Annotated in this window: 14 protein-coding genes and 1 tRNA gene; 12 read left to right on the top strand and 3 right to left on the bottom strand. The window is 40.5% G+C overall.

The window, feature by feature from the left end; translation table 11 throughout:
- Together ACFVSH_RS05150 and rocF are read left to right on the top strand one after the other, a co-directional pair.
- Positions 1 to 76 (top strand) — tRNA-Ala (locus ACFVSH_RS05150).
- Positions 77 to 282: 206 nt separating this feature from the next.
- Positions 283 to 1,185: an arginase gene (rocF, locus tag ACFVSH_RS05145; protein WP_387604645.1), complete on the top strand. Its 903-nt coding sequence runs from the start codon at positions 283 to 285 to the stop codon at positions 1,183 to 1,185.
- Positions 1,186 to 1,323: 138 nt separating this feature from the next.
- Here the strand turns inward: rocF and ACFVSH_RS05140 are convergent, their stop codons facing one another.
- Positions 1,324 to 1,509, bottom strand: a complete 186-nt coding sequence (locus ACFVSH_RS05140) for an aspartyl-phosphate phosphatase Spo0E family protein (RefSeq protein ID WP_192207461.1) — start codon at positions 1,507 to 1,509, stop codon at positions 1,324 to 1,326.
- 172 nt (positions 1,510 to 1,681) lie between these two features.
- Here ACFVSH_RS05140 and sigW point away from each other — a divergent pair, with 172 nt between their 5' ends.
- From sigW to ACFVSH_RS05105, 7 genes are all read left to right on the top strand, one after another.
- Positions 1,682 to 2,245, top strand: a complete 564-nt coding sequence (gene sigW, locus ACFVSH_RS05135; RefSeq protein WP_063236211.1) for an RNA polymerase sigma factor SigW — start codon at positions 1,682 to 1,684, stop codon at positions 2,243 to 2,245.
- A 16-nt stretch (positions 2,246 to 2,261) separates the two neighbouring features.
- Positions 2,262 to 2,885 carry a zf-HC2 domain-containing protein gene (locus ACFVSH_RS05130; protein WP_387705134.1) on the top strand — a complete coding sequence of 208 codons (624 nt, stop codon included), beginning with the start codon at positions 2,262 to 2,264 and terminating at the stop codon, positions 2,883 to 2,885.
- 218 nt (positions 2,886 to 3,103) lie between these two features.
- Positions 3,104 to 3,928: a diadenylate cyclase CdaA gene (gene cdaA, locus ACFVSH_RS05125; RefSeq protein WP_137020543.1), complete on the top strand. Its 825-nt coding sequence runs from the start codon at positions 3,104 to 3,106 to the stop codon at positions 3,926 to 3,928.
- Positions 3,921 to 5,279, top strand: coding sequence for a CdaR family protein (locus ACFVSH_RS05120; RefSeq protein WP_387705132.1), 1,359 nt, complete (start codon positions 3,921 to 3,923; stop codon positions 5,277 to 5,279). Before cdaA ends, ACFVSH_RS05120 begins: the two co-directional genes overlap by 8 nt.
- Before the next feature lie 56 nt (positions 5,280 to 5,335).
- Positions 5,336 to 6,685 (top strand): phosphoglucosamine mutase, encoded by a 1,350-nt coding sequence (glmM, locus tag ACFVSH_RS05115; protein ID WP_387604650.1) that lies wholly within the window; start codon positions 5,336 to 5,338, stop codon positions 6,683 to 6,685.
- A 452-nt stretch (positions 6,686 to 7,137) separates the two neighbouring features.
- Positions 7,138 to 8,940: a glutamine--fructose-6-phosphate transaminase (isomerizing) gene (gene glmS, locus ACFVSH_RS05110; protein ID WP_387705130.1), complete on the top strand. Its 1,803-nt coding sequence runs from the start codon at positions 7,138 to 7,140 to the stop codon at positions 8,938 to 8,940.
- Between the two features lie 274 nt (positions 8,941 to 9,214).
- Positions 9,215 to 9,586: an iron chaperone gene (locus tag ACFVSH_RS05105; protein WP_387604654.1), complete on the top strand. Its 372-nt coding sequence runs from the start codon at positions 9,215 to 9,217 to the stop codon at positions 9,584 to 9,586.
- 147 nt (positions 9,587 to 9,733) lie between these two features.
- Here the strand turns inward: ACFVSH_RS05105 and ACFVSH_RS05100 are convergent, their stop codons facing one another.
- Positions 9,734 to 9,952: an ATP-binding protein gene (locus tag ACFVSH_RS05100; RefSeq protein ID WP_387705138.1), complete on the bottom strand. Its 219-nt coding sequence runs from the start codon at positions 9,950 to 9,952 to the stop codon at positions 9,734 to 9,736.
- 190 nt (positions 9,953 to 10,142) lie between these two features.
- Positions 10,143 to 11,603 carry an AcpB/EbpR/MafR family transcriptional regulator gene (locus ACFVSH_RS05095; protein WP_387604656.1) on the bottom strand — a complete coding sequence of 487 codons (1,461 nt, stop codon included), beginning with the start codon at positions 11,601 to 11,603 and terminating at the stop codon, positions 10,143 to 10,145.
- A gap of 952 nt (positions 11,604 to 12,555) precedes the next feature.
- On the opposite strand from ACFVSH_RS05095, the gene ACFVSH_RS05090 reads away from it, so the two are divergent.
- The 3 genes from ACFVSH_RS05090 to ACFVSH_RS05080 are packed head-to-tail and all read left to right on the top strand — an operon-like array spanning position 12,556 to position 14,445.
- Positions 12,556 to 12,897: an LPXTG cell wall anchor domain-containing protein gene (locus ACFVSH_RS05090; RefSeq protein ID WP_387705128.1), complete on the top strand. Its 342-nt coding sequence runs from the start codon at positions 12,556 to 12,558 to the stop codon at positions 12,895 to 12,897.
- 20 nt (positions 12,898 to 12,917) lie between these two features.
- Entirely contained in the window at positions 12,918 to 13,688 is a 771-nt protein-coding gene (locus ACFVSH_RS05085; protein ID WP_387604659.1) for a WxL domain-containing protein, read from the top strand.
- Positions 13,689 to 13,710: 22 nt separating this feature from the next.
- A complete protein-coding gene (locus ACFVSH_RS05080; RefSeq protein ID WP_387705126.1) occupies positions 13,711 to 14,445 on the top strand; it encodes a WxL domain-containing protein in 735 nt (244 codons plus the stop codon).
- The last annotated feature ends 115 nt before the right edge of the window (positions 14,446 to 14,560 follow it).

The raw sequence follows: 14,560 nt of genomic DNA, 5'->3' as shown, positions 1-14,560 counted from the left end.
GGGGCCTTAGCTCAGCTGGGAGAGCGCCTGCCTTGCACGCAGGAGGTCAGCGGTTCGATCCCGCTAGGCTCCACCATCAACTACATACACCAAAACTTACGTCTTAAGCCAAAAGTGGTTTAAGACTTTTTTTTGTTTAAGACATGTTTGGGTAAGCTAATCCCTAGAAAGTTCTTATGTCACAAATAACATATGTGATAGGAACATGCATCTTTATACATGGGAATGTCGAGTTGAACCAACCGGCATATACGATATAAAATGATGAAAAGGGGGAATTGCATGCCTATTCAGAAAATTTCCGTCATCGGACTGCCTATGGACCTTGGTCAAGCAAGGCGCGGGGTGGATATGGGACCTAGTGCCATTCGCTGCGCAGAGATTATCGAGCGTCTTGAAAAGTTGAATATTGAAGTAGAGGATTTAGGAGATATCATTGTAGGGCGTCCTGAAAACGCAGATGAGCCTGGGACAAATCTAAAAAACCTACAGCTTGTAGCGAAGGGTAACTCCCTGTTAGCAACAAAAGTTGATGAAATAATAGAGGGGGGGTCCTTTCCGCTTGTATTGGGGGGAGACCATTCCATAGCTATAGGTACACTGGCAGGAGTCGCAAAGCACTATGAAAATGTGGGTGTGATTTGGTACGACGCACATGGGGATTTAAATACGGAGGATACTTCACCATCAGGGAATATACACGGCATGCCCCTAGCTGTCAGTATTGGGCTTGGACATCCGGACCTAATCAATATCCATGGTTTTGCTCCAAAAGTGAAACCGGAAAACATCGTAATAATTGGAGCAAGGTCATTGGATGAAGGCGAAAAAGAACTTATCCGTGAGAAAGGGATTAAAGTATTCACGATGCATGAGATCGACCGCATGGGAATGACAAGGGTCATGGAAGAATGCATTGATTACTTAAGGGAAAGAACGGATGGCGTCCACCTATCATTGGATTTGGATGGAGTTGACCCAGCAGATGCACCAGGAGTGGGGACACCGGTAATTGGTGGTATAAGTTATCGGGAAAGTCATTTGGCCATGGAATTGCTTGCGGAATCCAACTTGATTACATCAGCAGAATTCGTTGAAGTGAATCCAATTTTAGATGAGCGGAATAAGACGGCGATCGTTGCCGTGGCCCTAATGGGTTCGCTATTTGGAGAAAAATTATTATAACTGAAAAAATAAAAGAAACAGTAACCGGCTTGTAATGGGTTACTGTTTTTTATATGCTAGAAGACGTAGGTTTATTTACTAGGGCGTATGTAACAGGAACATATCTATAGATAATTGGTTGCAATCGTAAATCCATATTCACTTGAGGGCACTTCTGTTATTGAGATCTCCATTTTTAGTTAAATGGATGTATTGGATGATTAAAGAATCCAGTTTACTGCTAACTTCAACAACTTCATTATCCACCATCGAAGAACGGGAAGCCAAAAACATCATTTTCTGTCTGTATTGTTCAATATGGACTAAAATTTGTTCTGCAGTCATATAGAGAAACACTCCCTTAGATTTTACAATTTCTTACTATATAGCCCTGTTTTTTTTTTCTTAAACATAAAATGTAAAACTTTGTTAAAATTAATGTATTAAATTTTTGAAACCTTTTAGCTTACGATTCGTAGTAATCGTATAGCCGCATGAGCGGGGGTAATACCGGAAAATGGATGCACTCATTAAAGAGAGAATTAATCAAGTATTAAAGGGAGACCATAATGCATTTGGGGAAATTGTCGAAATATACAAGGACAAAGTGTTCCAAATATGTTTCAGGATGCTCGGAAACAGGCAAGAAGCAGAAGATTTGGCACAAGAGGCCTTTGTAAGGGCCTACGTGAATATTCGAAGTTTCAATATACAAATGAAATTTTCTACATGGTTATACCGGATTGCGACCAATCTTTGCATTGACCGGCTTCGCAAGAAAAAACCGGATTACTATTTAGATGCAGAGGTGGCAGGAACAGAGGGATTGAATATGTATTCCCAAATTGCATCGGATATGGCGAAACCCGAGGAAGAGGTTGAATCTTTAGAACTACAGGAAACCATTCAAGTGGAAATAATGAAATTGCCCGAGAAATACCGATCGGTAATTGTATTGAAGTATATTGAAGAGTTATCCCTAAAGGAAATCAGTGAAATACTCGATTTGCCGGTCGGTACGGTTAAGACGAGGATACATCGTGGTCGGGAAGCCTTGCGTAAACAACTACGCCATTTATAAAAAGAAGGTGAGAAAAATGAACTGCCATGAGGAAATCATTGAATATATGCATGATTATTTAGATGAGGACATCAAACCGGAGCATAAAGAAGTTTTACGGGAGCACTTGCATAACTGTGCTGAATGCCGGGAGTACTTTCATGAAATGAAAAAGGCGGTCGCTCTTGTACAAAGCACTTCCCATATAAAGGCCCCGGATAACTTTACAGCAAAGGTTATGGCTCAATTGCCGAAGGAAACGAAAACAACAGGTGCCAAACGTTGGTTCAAAAGCCATCCCTTCATGACAGCGGCAGCGATGTTCATCATATTGATGACAGGATCTGTTTTTTCCACTTATAATCAGGACGAACATTTTTCAGTATCAAAGCAGCCTAACTTAGTGGTCGAAGGTGAAACGGTGATTGTGCCTGAGGGTGAGACAATCAAAGGGAATGTGGTAGTTCAAAATGGTAACATTCAAATAGATGGAGAAGTAGAGGGTGATGTGACAGTCATAAATGGGCATAAATATATGTCTAAAGCAGGGAACGTGACTGGAAGCATCCATGTTATTGACCAGGCTTTTGAGTGGATGTGGTATAAAGTAAAGGATACTGCAACCTCGTTAGTTCCTGCTAAAGAGGAGAAAAAGGAATAAGGAATAGAAGCTGGGAGAGGGCACCGTTTTTTCATTTACGGTGACTTCGCTCAGCTTTATTTTTTAAGGGAAGGGGACCCTTTTACATGATTCGTTTTTCCTATGTAAATTTCTCACACTAGTTTTTAGATGTATCATTTAAAAAATGGTATACTATTAAGGTTATCGTATAAAGATTGTAATTTGCATTTGGAGTAATACTGACTGGAGGAAACAACATGTCTTTAACCAACTTGACTGTTTGGGACTATGTAGTAAATTTCATTGATATTCTCCTTGTATGGTTTGTGATATATAAATTGTTAACTATTATTCGGGGTACGAAGGCTATTCAGCTGCTAAAAGGAATTTTTGTAATTGTCATTGTAAAAAGCTTAAGCAACTTGTTTGGTTTCAATACACTCGGATGGTTAATGGCACAAGTCATGAATTGGGGAGTATTGGCGATTCTCGTCATTTTTCAACCTGAACTGAGAAGGGCACTTGAACAATTAGGACGCGGGAAGCTCTTTGCAAGGGGCACCGTTCCGGAAGAGAATCAGCAAGAGCGTTTAGTCGAAGAAATCCTAAAGGCGTCCACCTATATGGCAAAAAGGCGGATCGGAGCCTTGATTACGATAGAAAAAGGTACGGAGCTAGGGGATTATGTTGAAACGGGGATACCTCTAAAATCCTATATTTCTTCAGAACTGCTCATTAATATCTTCATCCCTAATACGCCGCTCCATGATGGCGCAGTTATTTTACAAAATAACCAGGTGGCAGCTGCAGCTTGCTATTTGCCATTATCAGAGAGTCCATTCATATCAAAGGAACTTGGAACGCGGCATAGGGCAGCCATAGGCATGAGTGAAGTTACGGATAGTCTTACGATTGTCGTTTCAGAGGAAACGGGAGGGATATCCGTCACTAAAAACGGGGAACTTTACCGCGATTTGAATCAAGAATCATTTAAGGCCATGCTTACAAGTGAACTGGTAGTGGAAAACATCAAATCAACTTCCTCAAGCATCTTTAACTGGAGGGGGAAAAAGAATGGATAAATTCACCAATAGTGCTTGGTTTATGAGAATCGTAGCTTTTGCCTTGGCGGCACTTTTGTTCATTTCCATTAACTTTGAGATGGAGTCGGATAAGAAATCCCTTGGTTTATCGACTGCCCCTGAAATCAGCACAGAGACCATTGAAAATGTACCGGTCGAAGTGTACTATGACCGTGAGAATCTAGTGGTGAGCGGAGTGCCGGAGACGGTTGATGTTACTCTAAAGGGAGCAAAAAGCTTATTGATCAATGCGAAAAACCAAAGGGACTTTAAAGTGTATGTAGACCTTTCCGATCCTGCAATCTCAATGGGGGACAGAACTGTCACATTTAAAATAAGTGATTTGAATGAAAAGTTAGTGGCAACGATCGATCCGGAATATGCAGAAGTCAACGTTCAGGAACGGGTGACGAAGGAATTCTCCGTTGAAGCCGAGTATAATAGCTCTTTACTTGAAGAGGGGTATACTGCTGGCCAGCCAACAGTCAGCCCGAAAACTGTCAAAATAACGGGTGCTAAAGATGCGATTGAACAAATTTCCTATGTAAAGGCAAACCTTGAAATAAGTAAGGGGCTTAACGAAACGGTGAACGGCAAGGCAACCGTAAAAGCCCTGGACAGGGACTTGAATAAGCTGGATGTGACGATCGAGCCATCTACTGTTTCAGTTTCCTTAAAAGTGAGCATTCCTTCCAAGACGGTGTCGATAGCACCGAAGCAAACTGGCAAGGCAAAGGATGGCATCAGGATCACGAGTATGAGTGTCGACCCGAAAGAGGTCACCTTATTTGGTTCGGAAACGGACCTTGAGAAAATAGATGTAGTAAATCTTCCTGTAAATATCTCGAAAATTGATGGGGATACAGAACTGGAACTCGATCTTGATAAACCGGAAAGTGTACAAAAAATGTCCTTGGGTAAGGCAAAGGTCAGGATTCGTACAGAGAAAGTTGATGTGGATGAAGAGAATGCAGAGCCAGTCGTGGAAGAGAAAAAACCAGAAACCGAACAAAAACAAGAAGAACAAGTAGTCAAAGAAGAAGAGAAAGAAGATGAACCGGCTGCCATAGAGTCTAAAACCTTCAACAATATACAAATAGTGCCTGTGGGCATACAGGATGACCAAAATGCCGAATTAGAATCCGATGTGACTAGCATCACTTTGCTTGGTGAGGCGGATGATTTGAAGAAAATAACTAAAGACGACATTAATCTTACAGTAGATGTGAGTAATTTAGATGAAGGTACGCATGATGTGGATTTGGCGGTAACAGTGCCTGAGGGAGTGGAATGGGAACTGGATTCTAAAACGATTTCGGTCACCATCACACAGAAAGACGAAGAGACATGACCTTCCTTTAACATCATCATTAAATTCAGTAACGATTCGAAGAAGGAGCGATAAAGATGGGTAAATATTTTGGAACAGACGGAGTCAGGGGTATAGCGAATAGCGAATTAACACCGGAGTTGGCATTTAAACTAGGCCGTTTTGGTGGCTATGTGCTTACTAGAAATACAGAAAAACCCAAAGTGCTGATAGGACGCGATACTCGAATTTCAGGTGAAATGCTGGAAGGTGCGCTTGTTGCCGGTCTTTTATCCATTGGAGCTGAAGTGATGCGCCTGGGTGTCATTTCGACACCGGGAGTTGCCTATTTAACAAAGGCCTTAAGTGCTGAAGCCGGTGTCATGATTTCCGCTTCTCATAATCCGGTAGCGGATAATGGGATTAAATTCTTTGGACCGGATGGATTTAAGTTATCCGATGATCAAGAAGCGGAAATTGAAACACTATTAGATATGGAAAAGGATGAACTGCCACGCCCTGTAGGCGGGGATTTAGGCCATTTGAACGATTATTTCGAAGGAGGGCAAAAGTATCTCCAGTACTTGAAACAATCAGTGGATGAAGATTTTACAGGCATTCATGTTGCTCTTGATTGTGCACATGGGGCGACATCTGCCTTGGCCATGCATTTGTTTGCAGATCTTGATGCAGACATCTCTACGATGGGAGCATCGCCCAATGGCTTGAATATTAATGATAAGGTAGGTTCCACCCACCCTGAGGCACTTGCTGAATTCTTAAAAGAAAAAGGTGCGGATGTCGGACTTGCATTCGATGGTGACGGAGACCGAGTCATTGCGATAGATGAAAAAGGGAATATAGTGGACGGCGACCAAATCATGTATATCTGTGCGAAATACTTAAAAGAAAATAACCGTCTGAAACAGGGAACAGTGGTTTCTACGATCATGAGCAACCTTGGTTTTTATAAAGGTCTTGAAGAGTATGGTATACAAAGCGCCCAGACGGCAGTGGGGGATCGCTATGTGGTCGAGGAGATGCGAAAGGGCGGCTATAACCTTGGCGGCGAACAATCCGGACATATCATCTTCCTGGATTATAACACGACAGGCGATGGCTTATTGACGGGCCTGCAGCTTGTGAACATCATGAGTGACACCAAAAAAACCTTATCGGAGCTCGCTGGCGAGATGAAGAAATATCCACAAACGCTGATCAATGTCAGAGTTACCGATAAACACGCTGTAACCGATAATGAAAAGGTACAGGAAGTCATCAAGGCAGTCGAAGCGGAAATGAACGGGAACGGTCGTATTTTGGTGAGACCATCCGGTACTGAACCGCTAGTCCGTGTAATGGCTGAAGCACCGACAGCTGAGGAATGCACTAATTATGTAGAGCGCATTGTCGCAGTGGTAAGAGCGGAAATGGGTATGAATGAATAACTAATCCTATGCATAAAAGGAACGAAATTTCCTTTTATGCATATTTTTTATAAAGAAGTTCTTTTTATAGGTCTTGGTAATAAAGAATTGACCTATGTCCCTTGTTTAAGGTATGATTATCCTGATTTACAACAATCGTTGTCATGAAAAGGAGGGTAGACAAGGAACGGATTCATAAAAGCGCCTGAACTAAGTCTGGACGAGAAATGGCTTAGTTGACGAGGAGGAGGTTTATCGAATGATCGGCGGATACCTCCCGGCTGAAGTGCACAGCCGCAGTAATTCCAATCTTAAAACAGTAGGGCAACTTATTGCACAAAGGGCTGGAAATGCACAAAGGGAAAAAGTGCTTTAAAGCATTTTCCTTTATAAAAAATATATATCAGAGATGAGGGGGCAGGGATGCCCCCGTGCATTCCTGTTCCCTCGAATCGGTTGGAGGAACAGAAATTATGTGTGGAATTGTTGGATATATTGGACTTAACGATGCAAAGGAAATTTTATTAAAAGGTCTTGAAAAACTTGAATACCGCGGTTATGACTCTTCAGGGATTGCTGTGAGAAATGAAGCAGGCGTTACAATCTTTAAGGAAAAGGGAAGAATCGCGGACTTACGCGGAGCCGTTGATGAAACTACTATGGCACATACCGGAATAGGACATACGCGTTGGGCCACCCATGGTGTGCCAAGCCGTGAAAATGCCCATCCTCACCAAAGTAATTCAGGTCGATTGACTTTAGTTCATAATGGGGTCATAGAAAACTATGCGATTCTAAAACGTGAATATTTGAAGGATGTTGCCTTTAAAAGCGAAACGGATACGGAAGTCATCGTTCAACTCATAGAGAAGTTCGTGAACGAGGGCATGGAAGTGGAAGAGGCGTTCCGTCAAACACTCACTCTTTTGGAGGGCTCATATGCCATTGCCCTATTGGATGCTGAAAATGATGAAACCATCTTAGTCGCAAAAAATAAAAGCCCGCTGCTAATCGGTGTCGGAAAAGACTTTAACGTTGTCGCTTCTGATGCAATGGCCATGTTGCAAGTCACAGATCAATTCCTTGAACTGATGGATAAGGAAATGGTAATCGTGACAAAAGAAAAGGTAACGATCAAGAACCTTTCCAACGAAGAAGTCATGCGTGCTCCGTACACTGCTGAACTGGATGCAAGTGATATTGAAAAAGGTACGTATCCGCACTATATGCTTAAAGAAGTCGACGAGCAGCCAGCTGTCATACGTAAAATCATTCAAGCATACCAAAATGAAGAAGGTAAACTTGCAATCGATTATAGCATTACTGAAGCTGTAAGTGAGGCTGACCGTATTTATATCATCGCTTGCGGAACTAGCTATCATGCAGGGTTGATTGGTAAGCAATTCATCGAAAAAATGACTGAAATTCCGGTTGAGGTCCATGTGGCATCGGAATTCACTTACAATATGCCGTTATTATCGAAAAAACCGCTATTCATCTTCATTTCACAAAGTGGTGAAACTGCAGATAGCCGTGCCGTGTTAGTGTCCATCAAAGCCCTTGGTCATAAAGCCCTGACCATCACGAACGTACCTGGCTCTACATTGTCACGTGAAGCGGATTATACGCTCTTGCTGCATGCTGGCCCTGAAATTGCCGTAGCCTCCACAAAGGCGTACACAGCTCAAGTTGCAGTCTTATCCATCTTAGCAAATGTAACTGGCCAATTCCGTAACATGGAGTATGATTTCGACCTTGTAAAAGAGCTTGGAATCGTTGCGACAGCAATGGAAGCCCTATGTGATTCGAAAGAAGAGATGGAAGACATTGCCCGTGAATACTTGTCCGTTACGAGAAATTGCTTCTTCATTGGCCGTTCCCTTGACTACTATGTTGTGCTTGAAGGGGCTCTTAAGCTGAAGGAGATTTCATACATCCAGGCGGAAGGCTTTGCTGGCGGAGAGCTTAAACATGGAACGATCGCCTTGATTGAAGAAGGTACACCTGTCATAGCCCTTGCTACGCAAGCAGGCGTCAACCTAAGCATCCGTGGTAATGTAAAGGAAGTGGTTGCCCGTGGCGCAAACCCTTGCATCATTTCCATGAAGGGGCTTGAAGAAGAGGATGACCGTTTCGTCATCCCGGAAGTGAATGAACTATTAACACCCCTTATCTCTGTTATCCCGCTGCAGCTCATTGCTTACTACGCAGCCTTGCATCGCGAATGTGACGTGGATAAACCACGTAATCTTGCGAAAAGTGTAACGGTTGAGTAAGTAGGAATGAATGCAATGTATGTTATGTAGATCTGAATAAAGATTAACTGTCTATAAAGAGTTGCGAAGCTTCACCCCTTTGGCTATGATTAGCCAAAGGGGTGTTTTTTTATGTCTAAAAGAACTAGAACCTCTCAAGTTGACAAGTGGATTAAAGAAGACCGAGGAATCGGTGTGCAGTGTAAATGAAGTCGTTTAATACATATTGATTATGATACGGATGAAGGGAAAATGACATTATTCAAAAAAAATTTCAATTTTAGGAGAGAATGACATGGAAGTTTTTGCAGAATTTTTAGCGAAGATTGATGACCCGCAACATCGGGACCGAACGGAAGAAGTTTTGGCTTGGGTAATTAACGAATATCCAAATTTAATTCCGAAAATCGCGTGGAATCAACCTATGTTTACCGATCATGGCACATATATCATTGGCTTTAGTGTAGCCAAACATCATTTGGCTGTGGCCCCTGAAATAGCAGGGATTAATCATTTCTCTGATGAAATCATGCAGGCTGGCTATGATCACACCAAGCAGTTGGTGCGTATCAAGTGGGATCGTCCGGTTGATTACTCATTACTTGAGAGAATGATCGAGTTTAATATTTTGGATAAGGCAGACTGTTCAACTTTTTGGCGGAAATAAAAAAATCGGATTATTTAGAGTGAAATTAATCTTAATCAAACTCTAAACCAACAAATAGATTTTAAAAACAGCTGCCATTGCAGCTGTTTTTATCGAATCACGAATCTCTTCATGAAATAGGAAGCAGGATGCTAACCCTTTGCGAGTTCACGGATATATTCCCATCATGCATATCAATGATCCTTTCACGATGGATAGACTAATTAAGCACGCCCATTCCAGGTCAGCTTTATAAAATCGCTCGAATATGTGAAATTGGTCTTTCTCTGAAATGCCAATTCCATTATTTGAAATTTTTAAGGATGCTGTATCATCAATCTGATGTAACCGAATCGTGATTTTTCTCTGTTGGCGGGTGAATGTAATACTAATGTGTATTAAAAGTTGTCCATACTGATATTAATGGAGTTAATGGCAATTGAAGGGCATAGTCTTCCAAGGCAAGACAGTGTTTCAGTGTAGATTACGAGTTTCTTTCTCTGTACTCCTGATTATTCCGGTGCATGATTGTGCGGATTTCCTCTCTTTAAGTACAAAAGCTTAAAAAAACCGATAGTTACGGTGATTTAATCAAGCGCAATCTCTCGATACAGTCTCTAAGTCTCTCAAAATCAATTCTTTTTGGAACGGAACTCCACACAAATACTTCTGCATCATATTTTTCAATAGACATATATAAGCGATCAGTGATTATTAAATCAGGATGTTCACCTTCGTTACAGAGTTGAATATGACTGGATATCCTTTTTATTTGATTAATGATATATTCGCTTGGATTTTCTTCCAGGATTGAAAAGATTTTAATCTTGATTGGCTTGTTGTCCACTTTAAAATTAATTGTGCGCTTCAGTAATCCATGATACCTACCCAATAATCTCTCCCGATGTTTCAATATTCTCGAAAGCGTCTTTTTCTTGGCAAGTTGATCATAGAAACGGTTCATTAATTCCACTTGATTAGGGGAATCCTGTTCAAAAGCTATCTTATATGGATCCTCTTTAAATAGAAAGGTAGGCCCATCAAAAATCTGAGTATAGTAATGAAGGTATAATAGATTGGCAAACAAGGCACCATACTCTTCCGCGTGAATTTCCATCGAAAAGAATTCCATGAAAGTTTCCAACCAGTGTATGGTCGTTTGTACAAAAAGATCTTGGTTATGATGCTGGGCAAAATTCATGATTAAACTGATTTGGGGATTTTTTTTATCATAAAATTCAAAACAACTAATTGCAGTAAAGGAAAACACCATTTCTAAAGTGATTTGCTCTTCCGTTAATGTTGTTAACTCTTTAAATAGAGGTTCTGCCAATCTTGAAAATGATTTAAATAAATGATGATGTTTCGTGAATGATTCATAGGTGGGATCTTCTTCAATGATAAACCCCAACTTAGCTCTAGTGATGGATATGGCCAGCCAATACAACACATGCTCAGGGATGTTTTCCCTGTCTCCTTTTAGCATCCCAAGGATTTGCTCCCTGTTGACAGATGAGAATGGCCAAACCTCGCCCCAGCATGAATTCCAATAAAACAAGTAGAAGAAATATCGAAATTGCTTTTCCGTACCATTGAAAGTCGCCATATGCTGTGTTGTATACTGTAATTTGAACTGATCTAAAAGCGGTTTAATTTTATTGATTCGTCTGTACATGGATGCATAGCTTGTATAATTCTTTTTTGAGAAGGCATGTATGTCACCAAACTTGTTATAGAATATCTGATCACACGCCTTATATGTTAAAGAATGTTCTAAATACCGCCTCTCGACCGATTTGATTGAGAAATTATCCTCTGTCTTTAAATAAAAGTTTTTATGCTCACGTTCAATGATTTCTGCTTCTGGTCCAATTTCTTTCAAGTCATGTTTTAGTTCGTCAATAAATTTTAGGATGGTCCTATCTGATGCCTTTAAGTTTTTTGCGATATCAGAAATGGAACAAAATTGATTTATTGAATGCAAGTAGATTAAAATCCGTACTTTTAGATAAACTGAACGATCTAAAAAGTTATACATCCAATCACTTCCCCTCACTCTAAAACGTTATAAAAACTCCAATCGCCTTCGTGATTCTTATTACCTATTCCTTTTATACTAGAAACATCATCTTCTAGAATGGCAAAATAATAAAATTTTATCAATGAAACTACCTTTCATTCTTTTCATTCTTTTCATTTATTGCCACAGAAATGGAAATACCCCACTTTTTAATGACATTAAAACCGTATGAATAGCAATGAACCGTCATCTAATTTATCGTTTTTTTTAATGTTTTCGGAAAATATGGAATGAGATTATGGTACATGGTGTAAAACTCAAACTTACATATTTAGGAAACGGTTCCTCCAGATCATCATGTACTGCACAATCATGCTTTTAATCGGTTCCAATGGCTAATAGAGAAATAAAGTGCCGTACCTGATTGGTATCGGGATAAAAATGGTGAGTATCGTGGCTTAAAAAGTGAATATTGTGCTGTAGGAAGAACGGAGTATGAACTTGAAAGGTAATCCGCCCATGGTAAGCGGTATCTTTTTTACTTGCTTGATACAGAGTTCATATATTGTACTTAACAATAACCGAATTTGAAAAAATCCGATTATTCATTCGAATATCAACGATGGAATAGTTGGCATTTTTCGAAAAATGCTTAATTAAGGTACTAAATATGAACACTTCATTCTCTTGTATATCGCGATGAACTGTAATTATTATGGGTTGTAGAAACCCTGCGGCATCATGAAGAATTTCTATAGGATTAGAGGTGAAAAATAACGGGAAGCCAAACAAACGGAAAGAATGTAGACAAGGTCTTATTCTTGACAAGGGTCGGTAGTGGATTTTAAGAACCGGAAAATCTCAGGTTTTTCCGCGATAGTCTTTTAGGATCATCTTATTTTCAATCTAAATGGCATCATTTTTATGGCAATGGAAGAAAGTCCACTAAATGATTGAAGGAGGGTGGAATGTGAAAAAATCAATTATATATATAAGTATATTAATAGTTTTACTCGGAACAAATTTTTCAAATGTACATGCCGAATCAAGCGGTTCATATGGTTCTGACTCAAATGTAGGGTTTTATGGAGAATATATTCATAAAAAAGATTCTGACAGTAATAAATCCCCCGAATCAGGTGTATCTGGAAATGGATCAAATGAAAATGGGGCATCAAATGATGCAGGGCTTGAAAAATTACCCCAAACGGGTGATCAATCGGGCACTCAAAATATGTTTTTGGGGGCTCTAGTAATTTTGTTAGCTTTCTTTCTTTTACAAAGAAAGTCATTAAGAGTTATAGATAAATAAAAGTCATGGAGGGAAATACATTGAAAAAACGGTTGAAAGTACTTACAGGCTCGGCTTTAGCAACATCATTAATTTTAGGCGGTTCAATTTCGGCATTTGCGGCAGATGGAGGGGAGTATAATTCCTCTAGTACAGTGAAGTTCAAACCGTATACAGGAATCACGAAGCCGGTTGACCCGAATGATCCAGATAAAGAGGTGAAACCTGAAAATCCGGATGGTACGGATCCAAACCCAGGAACGAATGGTCCATTAAGTATCGACTTCGCTTCAAGTTTAGACTTTGGCGAAAATGAAATTTCAAACGTGGATCAAGTATATTATGCAGCGCCCCAGAAAGTTAACGTCACAGATGAACTAGGTGGAGTCACTCAGGGAAATAGAGCCAATTATGTTCAGATTTCGGATAATCGCGGGAGCAATGCAGGCTGGACTTTAAAAGTGAAACAGGAAGGCCAATTTGAAAACGATGCTACACTGAACCCTGTTCTGACAGGAGCTGAAATAAAATTCACTGATGGTGAGCCAGTAACAAATATGGAAAATGTAACTGCGCCTACCGCTTCCGATATCACCTTAGATTCCTCAGGAGCCGAATCATTAGTGATGACAGCGGCTGAGAATACTGGTGCAGGAAAATGGCTTGATGTTTTTGGGACAGTGGAAAATGTGGACGGTGAGGCTAAAAATACTGCGATTACATTATCCGTACCTGGAAGCACTCCTAAGGATGCAGTCGAATACAGTACAAAACTAACATGGGTTTTAACGGATTCACCGACAAATAACTAAACTAATAAAAGGGGAGTTCACTATGAGAATTGCAAAATATCTTGTTGCTTCAACGTTATTGGTCACAGGTTTCGGAATAGCAGGACAAGGAGCCTCAGCAGAAGGCGGAGAATATGAATCTGGCGGTACCATTACATTTTCGCCATATACAGGTATTACACCTCCAGTTGACCCAGAAAACCCAGGTGAAGAGGCTAACCCGGAACCTGCTCCAAATCCAGGGACAAGTGGTCCATTAAGCATTGATTTCGCTTCATCATTTGATTTTGGCACTCAGGAAATCACAACACAAGACATGGTTTATAATTCTGCTGCACAAAAAGTCAATATTACGGATGATCAAGGAGGGACCACGCAGGAGTTACGGCCTAATTATGTACAAGTCAGTGATAATAGAGGTACTGTAACAGGCTGGACACTGCAAGTACGACAAGATGCACAGTTCGAAACCACTGATAATGATGTATTGGATGGTGCAGCCATAAAAATCTTGAATAATGATGTAAACACATCTTCGACTTCTCCAGTACCAAGTACAGTCCCTGCTGAAATCGACTTAGTACCAGGGACACCATCAATAGTGGTGGCAGCAAAAGATGCTGAAGGTGCCGGTACTTACGTTTCTCGTTTTGGTAAAGCAGATGATGGCAACATGGATAAAAGTGTTCAATTATCAGTTCCAGGCAGTACGACAAAATATGCAAAGGAGTATAATACGACACTTACCTGGATTCTGACTGACACACCGGCAAATTAAAGTGACCGTGGTGCATTCATAGAGAAGATGATACATCGTAGGAATTAAATACGGTGTATCACTATTTTATGACTTGTAGAATATTACACTAGATTAAACTGGAATATTATTGAGC

This window comes from Peribacillus sp. NPDC058002 (assembly GCF_042886655.1).
Classification (GTDB): domain Bacteria; phylum Bacillota; class Bacilli; order Bacillales; family DSM-1321; genus Peribacillus; species Peribacillus aracenensis.
The sequence above is the reverse complement of the archived record's forward strand: the minus strand, read 5'-3'. Positions and strand labels throughout refer to the sequence as shown.

Coding starts and splice junctions, on each gene's coding strand:
- ACFVSH_RS05120 (WP_387705132.1), top strand. CDS start 3,921: ATGGATAAATTCACCAATAGTGCTTGGTTTATGAGAATCGTAGCTTTT.
- sigW (WP_063236211.1), top strand. CDS start 1,682: ATGGATGCACTCATTAAAGAGAGAATTAATCAAGTATTAAAGGGAGAC.
- ACFVSH_RS05095 (WP_387604656.1), bottom strand. CDS start 11,603: ATGTATAACTTTTTAGATCGTTCAGTTTATCTAAAAGTACGGATTTTA.
- ACFVSH_RS05105 (WP_387604654.1), top strand. CDS start 9,215: ATGGAAGTTTTTGCAGAATTTTTAGCGAAGATTGATGACCCGCAACAT.
- ACFVSH_RS05080 (WP_387705126.1), top strand. CDS start 13,711: ATGAGAATTGCAAAATATCTTGTTGCTTCAACGTTATTGGTCACAGGT.
- rocF (WP_387604645.1), top strand. CDS start 283: ATGCCTATTCAGAAAATTTCCGTCATCGGACTGCCTATGGACCTTGGT.
- glmM (WP_387604650.1), top strand. CDS start 5,336: ATGGGTAAATATTTTGGAACAGACGGAGTCAGGGGTATAGCGAATAGC.
- ACFVSH_RS05130 (WP_387705134.1), top strand. CDS start 2,262: ATGAACTGCCATGAGGAAATCATTGAATATATGCATGATTATTTAGAT.
- glmS (WP_387705130.1), top strand. CDS start 7,138: ATGTGTGGAATTGTTGGATATATTGGACTTAACGATGCAAAGGAAATT.
- ACFVSH_RS05140 (WP_192207461.1), bottom strand. CDS start 1,509: ATGACTGCAGAACAAATTTTAGTCCATATTGAACAATACAGACAGAAA.
- cdaA (WP_137020543.1), top strand. CDS start 3,104: ATGTCTTTAACCAACTTGACTGTTTGGGACTATGTAGTAAATTTCATT.